The 14,402-nt window shown below is 68.5% G+C and carries 13 protein-coding genes; 5 read left to right on the top strand and 8 right to left on the bottom strand.

Features of this window, described 5'->3' with window-relative positions; translation table 11 throughout:
• The first annotated feature begins 319 nt into the window (after positions 1–319).
• The 3 genes from QFZ67_RS13755 (at position 320) to QFZ67_RS13745 (ending at position 4,159) form a co-directional block, all read left to right on the top strand.
• Positions 320–1,642 (top strand): PhoH family protein, encoded by a 1,323-nt coding sequence (locus tag QFZ67_RS13755; RefSeq protein ID WP_307661384.1) that lies wholly within the window; start codon positions 320–322, stop codon positions 1,640–1,642.
• A gap of 393 nt (positions 1,643–2,035) precedes the next feature.
• Complete coding sequence (locus QFZ67_RS13750; protein WP_307661383.1) at positions 2,036–2,728, top strand: transglycosylase SLT domain-containing protein; 693 nt, start codon at positions 2,036–2,038, stop codon at positions 2,726–2,728.
• A 117-nt stretch (positions 2,729–2,845) separates the two neighbouring features.
• A complete protein-coding gene (locus QFZ67_RS13745) occupies positions 2,846–4,159 on the top strand; it encodes an AI-2E family transporter (protein WP_307661382.1) in 1,314 nt (437 codons plus the stop codon).
• On the opposite strand, the gene QFZ67_RS13740 is transcribed toward QFZ67_RS13745, so the two are convergent.
• The 3 genes from QFZ67_RS13740 to QFZ67_RS13730 all read right to left on the bottom strand — a co-directional run bounded on the left by QFZ67_RS13740 (position 4,128) and on the right by QFZ67_RS13730 (position 6,038).
• Positions 4,128–4,790, bottom strand: a complete 663-nt coding sequence (locus tag QFZ67_RS13740) for a Uma2 family endonuclease (protein ID WP_307661381.1) — start codon at positions 4,788–4,790, stop codon at positions 4,128–4,130. The genes QFZ67_RS13745 and QFZ67_RS13740 overlap by 32 nt on opposite strands.
• A 153-nt stretch (positions 4,791–4,943) precedes the next feature.
• Positions 4,944–5,477 (bottom strand): alkyl hydroperoxide reductase, encoded by a 534-nt coding sequence (locus QFZ67_RS13735; RefSeq protein ID WP_307661380.1) that lies wholly within the window; start codon positions 5,475–5,477, stop codon positions 4,944–4,946.
• Positions 5,478–5,483: 6 nt separating this feature from the next.
• Positions 5,484–6,038 (bottom strand): peroxiredoxin, encoded by a 555-nt coding sequence (locus QFZ67_RS13730; RefSeq protein ID WP_307661379.1) that lies wholly within the window; start codon positions 6,036–6,038, stop codon positions 5,484–5,486.
• Between the two features lie 129 nt (positions 6,039–6,167).
• On the opposite strand from QFZ67_RS13730, the gene QFZ67_RS13725 reads away from it, so the two are divergent.
• The gene (locus QFZ67_RS13725; RefSeq protein WP_307661378.1) at positions 6,168–7,112 is read left to right on the top strand and encodes a LysR substrate-binding domain-containing protein; all 945 of its coding nucleotides are present in this window, start codon (positions 6,168–6,170) and stop codon (positions 7,110–7,112) included.
• An 18-nt stretch (positions 7,113–7,130) separates the two neighbouring features.
• Here the strand turns inward: QFZ67_RS13725 and QFZ67_RS13720 are convergent, their stop codons facing one another.
• The 5 genes from QFZ67_RS13720 to QFZ67_RS13700 all read right to left on the bottom strand — a co-directional run bounded on the left by QFZ67_RS13720 (position 7,131) and on the right by QFZ67_RS13700 (position 11,939).
• Positions 7,131–9,497, bottom strand: a complete 2,367-nt coding sequence (locus QFZ67_RS13720; RefSeq protein ID WP_307661377.1) for an FtsX-like permease family protein — start codon at positions 9,495–9,497, stop codon at positions 7,131–7,133.
• Entirely contained in the window at positions 9,494–10,180 is a 687-nt protein-coding gene (locus tag QFZ67_RS13715) for an ABC transporter ATP-binding protein (protein WP_307661376.1), read from the bottom strand. Before QFZ67_RS13715 ends, QFZ67_RS13720 begins: the two co-directional genes overlap by 4 nt.
• Positions 10,177–10,701: a PadR family transcriptional regulator gene (locus QFZ67_RS13710; protein ID WP_307661375.1), complete on the bottom strand. Its 525-nt coding sequence runs from the start codon at positions 10,699–10,701 to the stop codon at positions 10,177–10,179. Before QFZ67_RS13710 ends, QFZ67_RS13715 begins: the two co-directional genes overlap by 4 nt.
• Before the next feature lie 93 nt (positions 10,702–10,794).
• Positions 10,795–11,007, bottom strand: a complete 213-nt coding sequence (locus QFZ67_RS13705; protein ID WP_307661374.1) for a hypothetical protein — start codon at positions 11,005–11,007, stop codon at positions 10,795–10,797.
• Positions 11,004–11,939, bottom strand: a complete 936-nt coding sequence (locus tag QFZ67_RS13700; protein WP_307661373.1) for an SPFH domain-containing protein — start codon at positions 11,937–11,939, stop codon at positions 11,004–11,006. Before QFZ67_RS13700 ends, QFZ67_RS13705 begins: the two co-directional genes overlap by 4 nt.
• Before the next feature lie 249 nt (positions 11,940–12,188).
• Between QFZ67_RS13700 and QFZ67_RS13695 the strand changes: the two genes are divergently transcribed.
• Positions 12,189–14,402: a transglycosylase domain-containing protein gene (locus QFZ67_RS13695; RefSeq protein ID WP_307661372.1), complete on the top strand. Its 2,214-nt coding sequence runs from the start codon at positions 12,189–12,191 to the stop codon at positions 14,400–14,402.

The following is a 14,402-nucleotide window of genomic DNA, read 5'->3' as shown; positions in this document are numbered from 1 at the left end:
GCACCACAGCCCCTCCCTTCCGTAGCCCCCCAGCAGAGGCAATCGCCCTCTGTTCATCTACGCGTCGTCATATGCCATGGCATGGCTGCGCATGTTCGAGGGAATATCCCTTCCAGGTCGACGTCCGATCCACGAACGTCGTATCTCAGTGAGCGGCCCAGACCGTTCACCCGGGAGGCCCTTTGCACACGAAGGACCGCACCTCTTGTGCGGACTACGGGCCGGGCCGGAGCTCGGCCCGTGCATCGTGGCCGGAGCCCGGTCCCATCGCCCGCGACGCCGTCGCACCCCGACCTCATCCGAGGGGGTACGTCCTTCCGTGGTGAACAGCACGAAGCGCCGCATGCCCGACAGGCGCACCTACGTTCTCGACACCAGCGTCCTGCTGGCCGATCCGAATGCCCTGACCCGCTTCGACGAGCACGAAGTCGTGCTCCCGATCGTGGTGATCACGGAGCTGGAGGCCAAGAGGCACCACCCGGAGCTCGGTTACTTCGCCCGGCAGGCGCTGCGCCTGCTGGACGACTTCCGGATCCGGTACGGACGCCTCGACGCCCCCATCCCCATGGGCGACCTCGGCGGCACGCTCCGTGTCGAGCTCAACCACTCCGATCCCGGCGTCCTTCCGGCCGGCTTCCGATTGGGGGACAACGACTCACGGATTCTGGCGGTAGCGCGCAATCTGCAGGCCGAGGGGTACGACGTCACGGTCGTCTCCAAGGATCTGCCCCTCCGTATCAAGGCCTCGTCCGTCGGCCTGCTGGCCGAGGAGTACCGCGCCGAGCTGGCCATCACCGACTCCGGCTGGACCGGTATGGCCGAACTGCCCCTCTCCGCCGAACAGGTGGATCTGCTGTACGGAGAGGAGACGCTGTACGTCCCCGAAGCGACCGACCTTCCCGTCCACACCGGTCTCGTCCTGCAGTCCGAGCGCGGCAAGGCGCTGGGCAGGATCACGGCCGAGGGCAATGTCCAGCTGGTGCGCGGCGACCGGGAGGCCTTCGGCATCCACGGCCGCAGTGCCGAGCAGCGCATCGCCCTCGATCTGCTCCTCGACCCGGACGTCGGCATCGTCTCGCTCGGCGGCCGGGCCGGCACCGGAAAGTCGGCGCTGGCGCTGTGCGCAGGCCTCGAGGCGGTCCTGGAGCGCAGGCAGCATCAGAAGGTGATGGTCTTCCGGCCGCTGTACGCGGTGGGCGGGCAGGAGCTCGGCTATCTGCCCGGCACCGAGGCCGAGAAGATGAGCCCCTGGGCACAGGCGGTCTTCGACACTCTCTCGGCCGTGGCGGGCCGTGAAGTGATCGAGGAGGTGCTGGGGCGCGGCATGCTCGAGGTCCTGCCGCTCACCCACATCCGGGGCCGCTCGCTGCATGACGCGTTCGTCATCGTCGATGAGGCCCAGTCCCTGGAACGGAACGTCCTGTTGACTGTTCTGTCCCGAATCGGGGCGAATTCCCGGGTCGTTCTGACTCATGACGTGGCGCAACGGGACAATCTGCGCGTCGGCCGATATGACGGAGTCGTCGCCGTTGTCGAGAAGTTGAAGGGCCATCCGCTTTTCGCCCATGTCACCCTCACTCGCTCCGAGCGCTCGCAGATCGCCGCGCTCGTGACCGAAATGCTGGAGGAAGGCCATATCTAGTACGGAATAAGGCAGTTGACGCCGCCCGGCGGGAGCGCAAGAGCGTAGCCGGGCGGCGTCTTGCTGTCCGCCGGTTTCCGTAAAACTCCTGGCCCAAACGGGGTGTGAGCTTTCACACGCAACGAAGAATTGCCTTGCGGCGTCGGCTTCCGGCAGAGTCTTGCTTCCGTCAGGCCCCGCATACGGCACACCAGCACCAACAGAGGTGCACAGCACCACACAACTCAAGATCTGCCGTCGTATGCCGCCCGTGAAGCATCATGCGGCTACTCTCGCAAGGGAGTTGCCCACCGGGCCCGCGCCTCCCGTGACCCAGGAAATGGGGAGGCCAGCGTCAGGGGCACGATTGCGCCCGCGAGGTCACCTATGCGGGCGTTGCTGGAAGGACACCGTGTGAGCCGGATCTCGGTCCGGGGATTCGCCGTGGCATCTGCCACTGCGGTCACCACCGTCGGCGCCGTAGTGGGCGTTGCGTCGGGCAATACCCAGCCCTCGGGGGACAACCTCGAGGCAGCGGCAGCCGACGGGACGCTCCTCGCAGACATACCCGTGGGCCAGCAGGCCCAGGTTCAGGTCTCGTCCCTGACGCAGCAGGCCGACGCACAGGCCGCTGCGGCCGACGCGGCCGCGAAGAAGTCCGCCGAGGAAGCCGCCCGCATCCAGGCCGCCAAGACCGCCAAGGCGAAGAAGGAAGCCGCCGAGGACGAGGCCGAGCGCGAGCGGGAGGCCGCGGAAGCGCGCGCCAACCGTGACGCGGTGCGCGACGCTTCGAGCTTCTCCGCGCAGAGTTCCTACACTGTCGCCGAGGTCAAGGCGATCGCACGACAGATGGTCCCCGCCGACCAGTTCCAGTGCTTCAGCAACATCGTGAACCACGAGTCCACCTGGAACTACCGCGCGCAGAACCCGTCTTCCGGCGCGTACGGTCTCGTCCAGGCACTGCCGGGCTCGAAGATGTCTTCGGCCGGCGCCGACTGGCAGACCAACCCGGCGACCCAGATCAAGTGGGGCCTCAACTACATGAACAGCCGCTACGACAGCCCCTGTGGCGCGTGGTCGTTCTGGCAGGCCAACCACTGGTACTAGGATCTGCCGGCACTCAACTTCGCGGAGCCCCCCACCGTCCTACGGTGGGGGGCTCCGTGCGTGTACGGTCGGTCCCGAACAACTCCCGGGGGAGTGGTGGGGGGAAGAGGAAAGATCATGTCGACACTGCCAGGATGGCTCGCCGGGCTGGGCGCCGGTCTGACCCGGATCTCGGAGCGCCTGGACGAGCGCCGTGAGGCCGCGGCGGACGAGTTGGCCGATGTGCCCGATGACGTCATGCCCGCCCGGGACAGCGTCCCGCCACCGCCCGCGTACGCGCCCACGGTCGCGGCCAGGCCAGACCCGGTCGTCGCGATCCCCTGGGGCATCCGCGTCGCGGCCGAGGCCGGCTGGAGGCTGCTCGTACTGGCAGGCACGCTCTGGGTGTTGATGCGCATCATCAGTGCCGTACAGCTGGTGGTCCTCGCCTTCGTCGCCGCGCTGCTCGTCACCGCGATGCTTCAGCCCACCGTGGCCCGGCTGAAGAACCTCGGCCTGCCGCGCGGGCTCGCCACCGCGGTGACCGCGATCGCCGGCTTCGTCATCATGGGCCTGGTCGGCTGGTTTGTGGTCTGGCAGGTCATGGACAACCTCGACAATCTCTCCGACCGGGTCAGGGACGGCATCGAGGAGCTCAAGCGCTGGCTGCTCGACAGTCCCTTCCATGTCACCGAGTCCCAGATCAACGACATAGCGAAGAACCTCAGCGACACCATCGGGACCAACACCGAGGAGATCACCTCGGCCGGTCTGCAGGGCGTGACGGTGATGGTCGAGATACTCACCGGGATTCTGCTGGCGATGTTCTCCACGCTCTTCCTGCTGTATGACGGGAAGCGCATCTGGGAGTGGGTGCTCAAGCTGGTCCCGGCGCAGGCGCGTGAGGGAGTCGCCGGAGCCGGGCCGCGTGCCTGGCGCACGCTGACGGCCTATGTGCGCGGCACGGTGATAGTGGCTCTCATCGACGCGATCTTCATCGGCCTCGGCATCTACTTCCTCGATGTCCCGATGGCCGTACCGCTCGCCGTCTTCATCTTCCTGTTCGCCTTCATCCCGCTGGTCGGCGCGGTCGTCTCGGGCGCGCTCGCGGTCGTCGTCGCGCTGGTCACGCAGGGCGTGTTCACCGCTCTGATGGTGCTGATCGTCGTCCTGGCCGTACAGCAGCTCGAGGGCCATGTGCTGCAGCCCTTCATCCTGGGCCGCGCGGTGCGGGTGCATCCCCTCGCCGTTGTCCTCGCCGTCGCGGCGGGCGGGCTGACCGCCGGGATCGGCGGCGCGGTGGTGGCGGTGCCGCTGGTGGCGGTGACCAATACGGTCGTCGGCTATCTGCGCGCGTACGGCAAGGAGCAGGCCCTGCGGAGCACGCCGCCGCCCAGCGCGCCGGCGGTCGAGGTCGCGCCTACTCCGGCGCCGGCGAGTCAGCCGGAGTAGCTGCCCGGGCTTTGCGCTCGCCGGCCTGTAGAAGTGCCGTGACGTCGAGGGTGACCTTGGCGCCGATGGAGTCGGGCAGGGTGACCTGGTGGCCCCGCGCGTGGAGCGTGTGGTTCTCGTACGTGGACTCGCCGGGGACAGGGTCCGTCAGCAGGTGAACACGGTCATTCTTGCGGTCGACGATCATGTAGACCGGGATGGCTGCCTCGGCGTATGCGGCGACCTTGTTCTTGAGGTCGTTGTTGTAGTTGCTGGAGGTGACTTCCAGCGCGATGCGGAAGCAGGCCGGGTCGTAGCAGTTGTTCTCGATGAGGTGCTCGTCGAGATCGGCGTCCACCACGACGAGGTCGGGGATCGCGTAGTCCTCCGGTCCGGTCGGCAGCCAGAGACCGATGGCCTGAAGCACCCTGGTCTCCTCGCCGTGCAGGCCTGCCGCAAGGAAGGGGATCATAAGGGTGGTCAGTGCGTTGGCGTGACGGCCGTCTGCTGGTGGGGCCACAGTGACGACGCCTCCGATGATCTCGACGCGGTAGCCGGGGTTCTGCTCCATGAGCTGGTTGGCTGTTTCGAGCAGGGTCGGCGGCTCGTCGTCGTCGCAAGGCATGTGGTGCTCGACTGCTGCGGCAGACATGGCGCCTCCTGATGGCTGGTGTCGAGAGAAATCATCGTAGGCCGGTACGCCGCTCCGTGTCCGGTGCGCAACTGTCCGCCCGAACGGGTGAACGCAAAGGGGCCCCGCCGACGATCACGTCGGCGGGGCCCTTCGTACTCCTGGGTACGTGGACTACTCGGCCAGCGCGGCTTCCGCGTCCAGGGTCGTACCGACCGCCTGGATCACCGCGGCGATCTTGAAGGCTTCCTGGATCGTCTCGCGGTCCACGCCTGCCTTGCGGAGCACCTGCTCGTGCGAGTCGAGGCACTGGCCGCAGCCGTTGATGGCGGAGACGGCGAGCGACCACAGCTCGAAGTCGACCTTCTCCACGCCCGGGTTGCCGATGACGTTCATCCGCAGACCGGCGCGCAGCGTCCCGTACTCCGGGTCCGACAGCAGGTGCCGGGTCCGGTAGAAGACGTTGTTCATCGCCATGACGGCGGCGGCCGACTTGGCGGCGGTGTACGCCTCGGGGGAGAGGTTGGCCTTGGCCTCGGGCTCCAGCTCGCGCAGCACCTTCGGCGAGCGCGAGGCGATCGCGCAGGCCAGGACGGTGCCCCAGAGCTGCTGCTGCGGCAGCTCGCTGTTGCCGATCACCGAACCGAGGTTCAGCTTCAGGTCCTTGGCGAAGTCCGGTACCGCGGACTTGAGTTCATCGAGAGACATTCCGGATCACTCGCCCGACAGGAGCGCGACCGGGTCCAGGGTGTTCTCGCCCTTGTTCCAGTTGCACGGGCACAGCTCGTCGGTCTGCAGGGCGTCGAGCACCCGCAGGACCTCCTTGGGGTTACGGCCGACGGAGCCGGCGGTCACCATGGTGAACTGGATCTCGTTGTTCGGGTCGACGATGAAGACGGCGCGCTGAGCGAAGCCGTCCTCGCCCTCGATGCCGAGGTCGCGCATCAGCTCGTGCTTGGAGTCGGCCAACATCGGGAAGGGCAGGTCACGCAGGTCGGCGTGGTCCTTGCGCCAGGCGTGGTGCACGAACTCGGAGTCGCCCGAGAAGCCGAGGATCTGGGCGTCACGGTCGGCGAACTCTTCGTTCAGCTTGCCGAAGGCGGCTATCTCGGTGGGGCAGACGAAGGTGAAGTCCTTGGGCCACGCGAAGACGACCTTCCACTTGCCCTCGTAGGACTTGTGGGTGATCTCCGCGAACTCCTTGCCGCTCTCCATCGAGACGCAGGCAGTCAGTTCGAACGTGGGGAACTGGTCACCGACAGTGAGCACGCGCTCTCCTTGCATACAGGAAGTCCCTTTTGGGGTCTTCCGGGGATTGGACGGATCTTGATACTGGCACAGAGTGCATTGATCACGGAAATAGCTAGACTCGGTCATCGTGATCGGAGGTACTTATCAGTGTCCCAGCCAAACAGGGGTAAACAGCCCAGCCTCGCTCAGCTGCGCGCCTTCGCCGCCGTCGCCGAGCATCTGCACTTCCGGGACGCGGCCACCGCAATCGGGATGAGTCAGCCCGCGCTCTCCGGTGCCGTATCGGCGCTGGAGGAGACACTCGGTGTCCAGCTGCTGGAGCGTACGACCCGCAAGGTGCTGCTCTCCCCGGCCGGCGAGCGGCTCGCGGTGCGTGCCAAGGCGGTGCTGGACGCGGTCGGCGAACTGCTGGAAGAGGCCGACGCGGTACGGGCCCCCTTCACCGGGGTCCTGCGGCTCGGCGTGATCCCGACCGTCGCGCCCTATCTGCTGCCGACCGTGCTGCGGCTGGTGCACGACACGTACCCCGACCTCGACCTCCAGGTCCACGAGGAGCAGACGTCGTCGCTGCTGGACGGGCTGGCAGGCGGGCGTCTTGACCTGCTGCTGCTCGCCGTGCCGCTCGGAGTCCCGGGCGTCACCGAGCTGCCGCTCTTCGACGAGGACTTCGTCCTGGTCACGCCGGACGACCACTGGCTGGGCGGCCGCCACGACATCCCCCGCGAGGCACTGCGCGAGCTGCATCTGCTGCTGCTCGACGAGGGCCACTGCCTGCGTGACCAGGCACTGGACATCTGCCGGGAGGCGGGCCGTACCGAAGGCGCCCCGGTGACCACCACCGCCGCCGGTCTGTCGACCCTGGTGCAGCTGGTCGCGGGCGGGCTCGGCGTGACGCTGCTGCCGCGTACCGCGGTCGAGGTGGAGACCGGCCGGGGCGGGCGGCTGCAGACCGGGTACTTCGCCGAGCCGGCCCCCGCTCGCCGGATCGCTCTGGCGATGCGCGCGGGTGCCGCACGCCAGGGCGAGTTCGAGGAGTTCGCACGGGCCCTGCGGGACGCGATGCGAGCACTGCCCGTACGAGTGGTGCGCTGACCGACGGCGCTGCGCCGACTACTCCGTACGCAGCCCGTCCGGGCGCATCATGCGCCACAGCGGCGGCAGGCTGAGCACCGTCACCAGCAGGATCAGCGCGGCCCCGACCCCGGTGATCGGCAGGAAGGCCCACCAGTCGGCGACCTGCTTGTCGACCAGCTTCAGCAGGACAAGGCCGAGCCCGATGCCGCCCGTGACCGCGAGGGCGAGACCCAGCACGATCGGCACGGCCGTCTGCCACAGCACCGACCAGCTCAGAGTGGCGCGCCGGGTGCCGAAGGCGACCAGCACCGACAGCAGCCGCTTGCGGTCGCGGAGCTGCTCCAGAGTGGAGACGAGCATCGACGCGGCGATCAGCAGCATCGTCGCGGTCGCGCCGACGAACAGGCCGGTGCGCACGCTGGAGAACTGGCTGTCACGCTCGAAATTCTGGAGCGTGAAGACGCTGGTCAGCGGATCGATGGCGGCCGCGCTGTTACGGGCGTACTCGGCCGCATCCGGCACGTCCGGGTCGAGCCGGATCATCGCCTTGGCCGTCGGGCCCACCAGCTTCGACACATCGATGGTGGACGGCGTCGCCATGACGCCGAAGGAGACCTGCCCCACCGGGTCGGTACGCGAGTCCACCGTCCTGGTGGATGCGGGGATACGCCACAGCACCGGCTTGGTCGTCTTCGCCTCGCCTCCCGGGCCGAACTGCTCCGAGCTGAGGTTGACCTGGGCGCCGGGCCGGGCGGTCTCGGCGAGAAATTCGTCCGGTGGTCCCTGATTGCCGTGCGTACGGGCGATGAAGACGTCGCCGTCCTTGCAGGAGGGCAGCTTCGCCAGCTCCCGCAGCGACGGGCAGTCGGCGACAGTGATCTGGGTGGTGGGGATGAAGCCCTCGCCCTTGCGTATCGGACCCGGCCGGTCGACGGACGCCTGGATCATCCCGATCACGCTGGAGACGCCCTTGGTCGCCGAGTACTTCTCGATCATCCTGCCCGCCACGGAGCCGTCCGTGGCCTTCGCGCTGGTCTCGAGCTGGGCGCGGGCCGCGTCCATACCGGTCGGCTTCATGAAGTCGCTCTGCACGGAGCTGAAGAGCATCTGCAGCGCGATGGCGCCGGCCGCCGCGACGACGATGCCGCTCACCGCACGGGCCGCGGTTCCGCTGCTCAGCTGGAGCCGCCGTACGGCCAGTTGCCAGGGCACGGGCCCGCCGCACAGCCGGCCGACCACTGCCTCCACCAGCCACGGCAGCAGCGCGGTGACCCCGGTCAGCACCAGCAGCGCGCCGCCGGCGATCTGATAGGTGGCGATCTCGGTGTCCGCCAGGCCGACCCGGCCGGACTGGGGCAGCAGCAGGGCGAGACCGGCAGCCGGCATCAGCAGCCGCCACCACAGCCGCCGGCGCCGCGGAACGGTGTTCCGTACAACACCGAGCGGCTCGATCGTCACACCACGCAGCGTGAAGAGGGTGACTCCGATCGCGGAGGCCGGTACGGCGACGGCGATCAACGCGGTCAGCGCCGGGCTCGGCACGATGTCGGAGGGGAAAGCGTTGACGTTCCAGATGGTCACCGAGCCGATGAACTGCCGTATCAGCGAGAGGAATCCGGCGCCCGCGACCAGCCCGAGCAGCGCGCCGCACAGTGACTCACCGGCCGCGATCCGCCGTGTCATCGCCTGGTCGGAGCCGACCAGCCGGAGCGCGGCGAGCCGCCGGTCGCGCTGCTCGCCGCCGAACCGCACGGCGGCGGCGATGAACACGGCCACCGGCAGGAGCAGGGCCACACAGGCCATCACGATAATGAGCAGGAGTACCGCGCTCATCGGGTCGCCCTTGCCCTGGTTGCCGCCGTAGCTGTCCGCGCGCCAGTTGGCCGCCGCCGGGGAGAGGGTGGAACTGCCTGCGTAGTAGAACAACTCACGGGGGCCGATCAGGCCGCGGTCCCCGATGGTGGCGGTGACCCGGTACGGCAGCCGGTCCTTCAGCAGCGCCCCTTCGGGGGAGCTGAGCAGGTCGGCGAGGGCGGGGGAGACAGCCATCTCGCCGGGGCCCGGCAGTTTCGCGAGGCCGGGCGGCGCCGGGGCGTCGCTGCCGTCGGGCCGGAAGACGGCGCCGTTGACGGTGTCTTTGCGGTAGAGCGTGCTGGTCTGGGCGAAGAGGAACGAGCGCTCGGAACGCTTCACCTCGTCGTTGAAGGTGACCGTACGGTCCGCTTCGCGGGTGTCGCGGCTCTCGATGAGATTCGGCACGGACGCGGCGACCAGCAGCAGGGAGACGCCCAGGCCGACGCCGATGGCGGTGAGGATCGTACGGGTCCAACCGCGCCGGCCGCCGGTGACGGCGAACCGGGCGCCCAGGGTGAGATCCCTTATCCAGGTGGCGCCGCCGCTCATGCCACGCCCGCCATGTCGCGCACCTTGCCGTCGCGGACGATGACTTCGCGGTCGGAGTACGCGGCCACCCGGGCCTCGTGCGTCACCAGGACGACCGCGGCATTGGTGTCCCGGGACGACTCGGTGAGCAGTTCCATCACTCGCTCGCCGTTGAGGGAGTCCAGCGCGCCGGTCGGCTCGTCCGCGAAGATCACCCGCGGCGATGTGACCAGCGCCCGGGCGACGGCGACGCGCTGGCCCTGTCCGCCGGAGACCTCGCCGGGCCGCTTTCGGCCGACGTCGGCGACCTCGAGCCGCTCCATCCACTCCTGGGCGGCGCGCTCGGCGAACTTGCGCTTCACGCCGGTGAGCCGGAGGGGCAGCGCCACGTTCTCCGTACAGGTCAACTCCGGTACGAGCTGCCCGAACTGGAACACGAACCCGAACTCGGTACGGCGCAGGGTGCTGCGCTCGGCGTCCGACATCCCGGTGAGCTCGCGCCCGCCGTACCGGATGGATCCGGAGTCGGGCCGGACGATCCCGGCGAGGCAGTGGAGGAGGGTCGACTTGCCGGAGCCGGACGGCCCCATGACCGCGACGACCTCGCCGGGGTGGATGGAGAACGATGCGCCGTCGAGTGCGGGGGTCGGACCGTACGCCTTGTGCAGATCGCCTGCGACGAGGAGGGAGCCTGCGGGGGTCATCCGCGCACCGCCTTGGCGAGCTGGTCGAGGCGGGCGGCGGTCAGCTCCAGCCAGCGCAGATCAGCTTCGAGATGGAACAGGGCGTGGTCGCAGATGAGCTGGTCGGCGAGGTCGCCGCGGCGCTTGCGGTCGGTGAGGATGCGCATGAGCCGCAGATGCTCGGCCCGCTGCGAATCGAGCAGATCGGCGGCACTGCGGCCCGTGAGCAGAGCGAGGACGACCTTGGTGTAGAGGGTCGACTGAAGATACGGCTCGGGTTTTTCGGGCTGCGCGAGCCACTGCGACACGTCGGTGATCCCGGCGTCGGTGATGGCGTACCGCTTGCGCTCGGGCCCGCCGCCGGCCTCGATGCCGTCGACCTCGACGAGGCCGTTCTTGAGGAGGCGGGACATGGTCGAGTAGACCTGCCCGTAGTGGAGGGGCCGGTCGTGGCCGAACTTTTCGTCGAAGGCGCGCTTGAGGTCGTAGCCGTGGCGTGGGCCGGATTCGAGGAGCCCGAGGAGGGTGTGACCGATGGACATGAGCGCACTCTACACCGTGCGTATACTCGCCGTGTATACCGGTGCTCCGCCCCGGACCCCGCGTACGGGGGTCCTGGGGCGAAGCCCCAGGAACTACCCCTCCTCCGGTGGCTTCGGGGGGCGGCCCCGTCGCGGGATCGGGGTGACGCCGCCCGGCAAGCGGCCCGCGTCCGACAGGGCGCGGCGGAGGATGAATTCGATCTGCGCGTTCGCGCTGCGCAGCTCGTCGGACGCCCAGCGCGCCAGCGCCTCGTACACCGCAGGGTCCAGCCGCAGCAGCACCTGCTTCCGCTCGGGGCGCGTCACTGGTAGAGCGTGCCCGTATTGAGGACCGGCTGCGCCGCGCGGTCACCGCACAGCACCACCATCAGGTTCGACACCATCGCCGCCTTCCGCTCCGCGTCCAGTTCCACGATGTCCTGCTCCTGGATCCGGACGAGCGCCGCCTCGACCATTCCCACCGCGCCGTCCACGATCTGCCGCCGTGCCGCGACCACCGCGCCCGCCTGCTGGCGCTGAAGCATCGCGGAGGCGATCTCCGGTGCGTACGCGAGATGCGTGAAGCGGGACTCGATGATGTGGACGCCCGCCGCCTCGACCCGCGCGTGCAGCTCCACCGCCAGCTTCTCGGTGATCTCCTCTGCGTTGCCGCGCAGCGACAGGCCGTCCTCGTCGTGCGCGTCGTACGGGTACTCGATGGCGATGTGCCGTACGGCCGCCTCCGTCTGCGTGGAGACGAACTCCAGGAAGTCGTCCACCTCGAACATCGCCTGCGCGGTGTCCTCCACCTTCCAAACCACCACCGCCGCCAGCTCGATCGGGTTGCCGTAGGCGTCGTTCACCTTGAGTACCGCGGTCTCGTGGTTCCGCACCCGCGTCGAGATCTTGACCCGCGAGGTGAGCGGGTTGACCCAGCGCAGTCCGTCCGTACGGATCGTGCCCCGGTAGCGGCCGAAGAGCTGGACCACCCGCGCCTCGCCCGGCGCGACCATGTTCAGCCCGCACATCGCGAAGAACGCCGCGATCGCGGCCAGGATGCCGATCACGATGAGCGCGGCCTTCGCACCGGTCGAGGCGGTCGCCGCCCCGGCGATGACGAGCACCACCCCGGCGGCGAGGCCGAGCAGGCCCAGCAGTAGCGCGAGGCCCCCGCCGATGCTGTGTGCCGGAATTTCACGGACCTGCGGCGCGGGCATCTCCGGCAGGTCGTCCGTGGTTGTCGTGCTGGTGGCAGGCATGATCGCTCCCCGTTTTCGGCAGTCCGGCAGCAGTCGGCGACCTCGCCGACGCTGCCATCATTCTGCTATCACTTTAACTTCCGTCGCAACCCTGTGTGCCTCTCGTGAGTCGGTTCCTTGAGACGGGGTGCTCATTGTCACGTCCGGAAAAGACCGGATGAGTGGGCCTTTGTCTGTACTAGCGGTGTTAGCTTTCTGAGCTGATCTGAGACCGAGCAGACCGAGTAGTGAGAGCGGAGCAACGAAGCGATGGGCCGAGCGGAAGCACGACGGGCCCGGCAGAGTGGGGCGCGCCGGGCGAAGAAAGCGGGGCCCACGGGCATACGGCGGTTCTTCACCTGGAGGAAGCTGCTGGGCGCCTTCTTCGGCTTCTGCCTGCTGGCGATGGGCGCGTTCTTCGTGATCTATCTGATCGTGCCGGTGCCCACGGCCAACGCCCAGGCCGAGATGCAGAGCAACGTCTACAAGTACAGCGACGGCAAGATCCTCACCCGGACCGGCACCGTCAACCGCGAGATCGTCGGGCTCGAGCAGATCCCGAAGGACGTCCAGTACACCTTCGTCGCCGCCGAGAACAAGACCTTCTTCAAGGACTCCGGAGTCGACTTCAAGGGCACCGCCCGCGGCCTGATGAACACCCTCACCGGCAAGGGCAAGCAGGGCGGCTCGACGATCACGCAGCAGTACGTCAAGAACTACTACCTCGACCAGGACCAGACGGTCACCCGCAAGCTCAAAGAGCTGGTGATCTCGCTCAAGGTGGACCAGAAGAAGGAAAAGAGCGAGATCCTCGCCGGGTACATGAACACCAGTTACTACGGGCGCGGTGCGTACGGAATCCAGGCCGCGGCCCAGGCGTACTACCGCGTCGACGCGTCCGAACTGACCGTCGCCCAGGGCGCGTACCTCGCCTCCCTCCTCCAGGCCCCCAGCCAGTACGACTGGGCGGTCGCCTCCGACACCGGCAAGAAGCTGGTCACCGAGCGCTGGAACTACGTACTCGACAACATGGTCGAGGAGAACTGGCTCGACTCCGGCAAGCGCGGCGCCCTGAAGTTCCCCTTCCCCAAGACCCCGAAGGCGGCCCCCGGCATGGGCGGCCAGACCGGCTACCTCGTCGATGCGGCCAACGCCGAGCTGGAACGCCAGGGCATCAGCGAGGACGAGATCGAGGCCGGCGGCTGGACGATCACCCTCAACATCGACGAGAAGCGCCAGAAGCAGCTGGTCAAGGCGGTCGACAAGCAGCTCGAGGAGAGGCTCGAGCGCAAGAGCGACAAGGCCGACGCGACCGTCCAGGCGGGTGCGACCTCCGTCAACCCGAAGACCGGCCATGTCGTCGCGCTGTACGGCGGCATCGGCGCCACCGAGCACTGGCTGTCCAACGCCACCCGCCGCGACTACCAGCCCGCCTCGACCTTCAAGCCCGTCGTCCTCGCCTCCGCCCTGGAGAACGGGTCCAAGACCCAGGACGGCGAACCGATCGGCCTGAAGACCACATACGACGGCACGAGCAAGCGGCCCGTCGAGGGCAGCGACACCCCCTTCGCGCCGGAGAACGAGGACGACCGGGACTACGGCCCGGTCACCGTCCAGAGGGCCACGAACAGCTCGATCAACTCCGTCTTCGCGCAGATGATCGTGGATGTGAGCCCGGAGAAGGCGAAGAAGACCGCACTCGACCTCGGCATGAAGGACGGCAAGGGCTGGCCGGAGAGGCCCGCGATGTCGCTCGGCACGATGGGCGCCTCCACCTGGGACATGGCCGCGGTGTACGCGACTCTCGACAACCACGGCAAGAAGGTCACGCCGACGATCGTGAAGTCCGCCGAGCACCAGGTCCGCGAGGCCGACCTGGCGGACCCGATCGGCGACCAGGTCATCAGCCGCGAGGCGGCGGACACCACCACCGCGGCCATGACGGGCGTCGTGAAGAGCGGCTCGGGCCAGAACGCGGCCGGCGAGTACGAGGCGGCGGGCAAGACCGGTACCTCGGAGAACAACCGCTCGGCGTGGTTCGTGGGCTACACCCCCGAACTCGTCACCGCCGTCGCCCTGTTCGGCGAGGACCCCAAGGGCGGGCAGGTCACGCTGACCGACACCGTCAACGCGGGCCGCGCCAACGGCGGTGGCGTGCCGGCCAAGATCTGGAAGCAGTACACGACGGGCGCGCTGGACGGCGGCTCGGACGCCGAGTTCGAGCTGGAGGTCGACGAGACGGCGACCGCGGACCCGGATCCGAAGCCGTCGGACACCCCGACCCAGACGCCCTCTCCGACGGCGACCCGGGAGCCGGAGGAGACTCCGACACCGACCCCGACGAAGACGCCCACCGAGACGCCGACGGACGATCCGACGCAGACACCGACCAAGACGCCGACGGGTGAGCCGACCTTCACGCCGCCGACCGATCCGACCGACCCGGGCGGGCCGGACGGCGACAAGGGCGTCCTCAGGCCGTAA

It is taken from the genome of Streptomyces sp. V1I1, assembly GCF_030817355.1.
In the GTDB taxonomy this organism is placed as follows: Bacteria; Actinomycetota; Actinomycetes; order Streptomycetales; family Streptomycetaceae; genus Streptomyces.
The sequence above is the reverse complement of the archived record's forward strand: the minus strand, read 5'-3'. Positions and strand labels throughout refer to the sequence as shown.

Coding starts and splice junctions, on each gene's coding strand:
- QFZ67_RS13745 (WP_307661382.1), top strand. CDS start 2,846: ATGTCGACACTGCCAGGATGGCTCGCCGGGCTGGGCGCCGGTCTGACC.
- QFZ67_RS13740 (WP_307661381.1), bottom strand. CDS start 4,790: ATGTCTGCCGCAGCAGTCGAGCACCACATGCCTTGCGACGACGACGAG.
- QFZ67_RS13735 (WP_307661380.1), bottom strand. CDS start 5,477: ATGTCTCTCGATGAACTCAAGTCCGCGGTACCGGACTTCGCCAAGGAC.
- QFZ67_RS13720 (WP_307661377.1), bottom strand. CDS start 9,497: ATGAGCGGCGGCGCCACCTGGATAAGGGATCTCACCCTGGGCGCCCGG.
- QFZ67_RS13715 (WP_307661376.1), bottom strand. CDS start 10,180: ATGACCCCCGCAGGCTCCCTCCTCGTCGCAGGCGATCTGCACAAGGCG.
- QFZ67_RS13710 (WP_307661375.1), bottom strand. CDS start 10,701: ATGTCCATCGGTCACACCCTCCTCGGGCTCCTCGAATCCGGCCCACGC.
- QFZ67_RS13700 (WP_307661373.1), bottom strand. CDS start 11,939: ATGCCTGCCACCAGCACGACAACCACGGACGACCTGCCGGAGATGCCC.
- QFZ67_RS13695 (WP_307661372.1), top strand. CDS start 12,189: ATGGGCCGAGCGGAAGCACGACGGGCCCGGCAGAGTGGGGCGCGCCGG.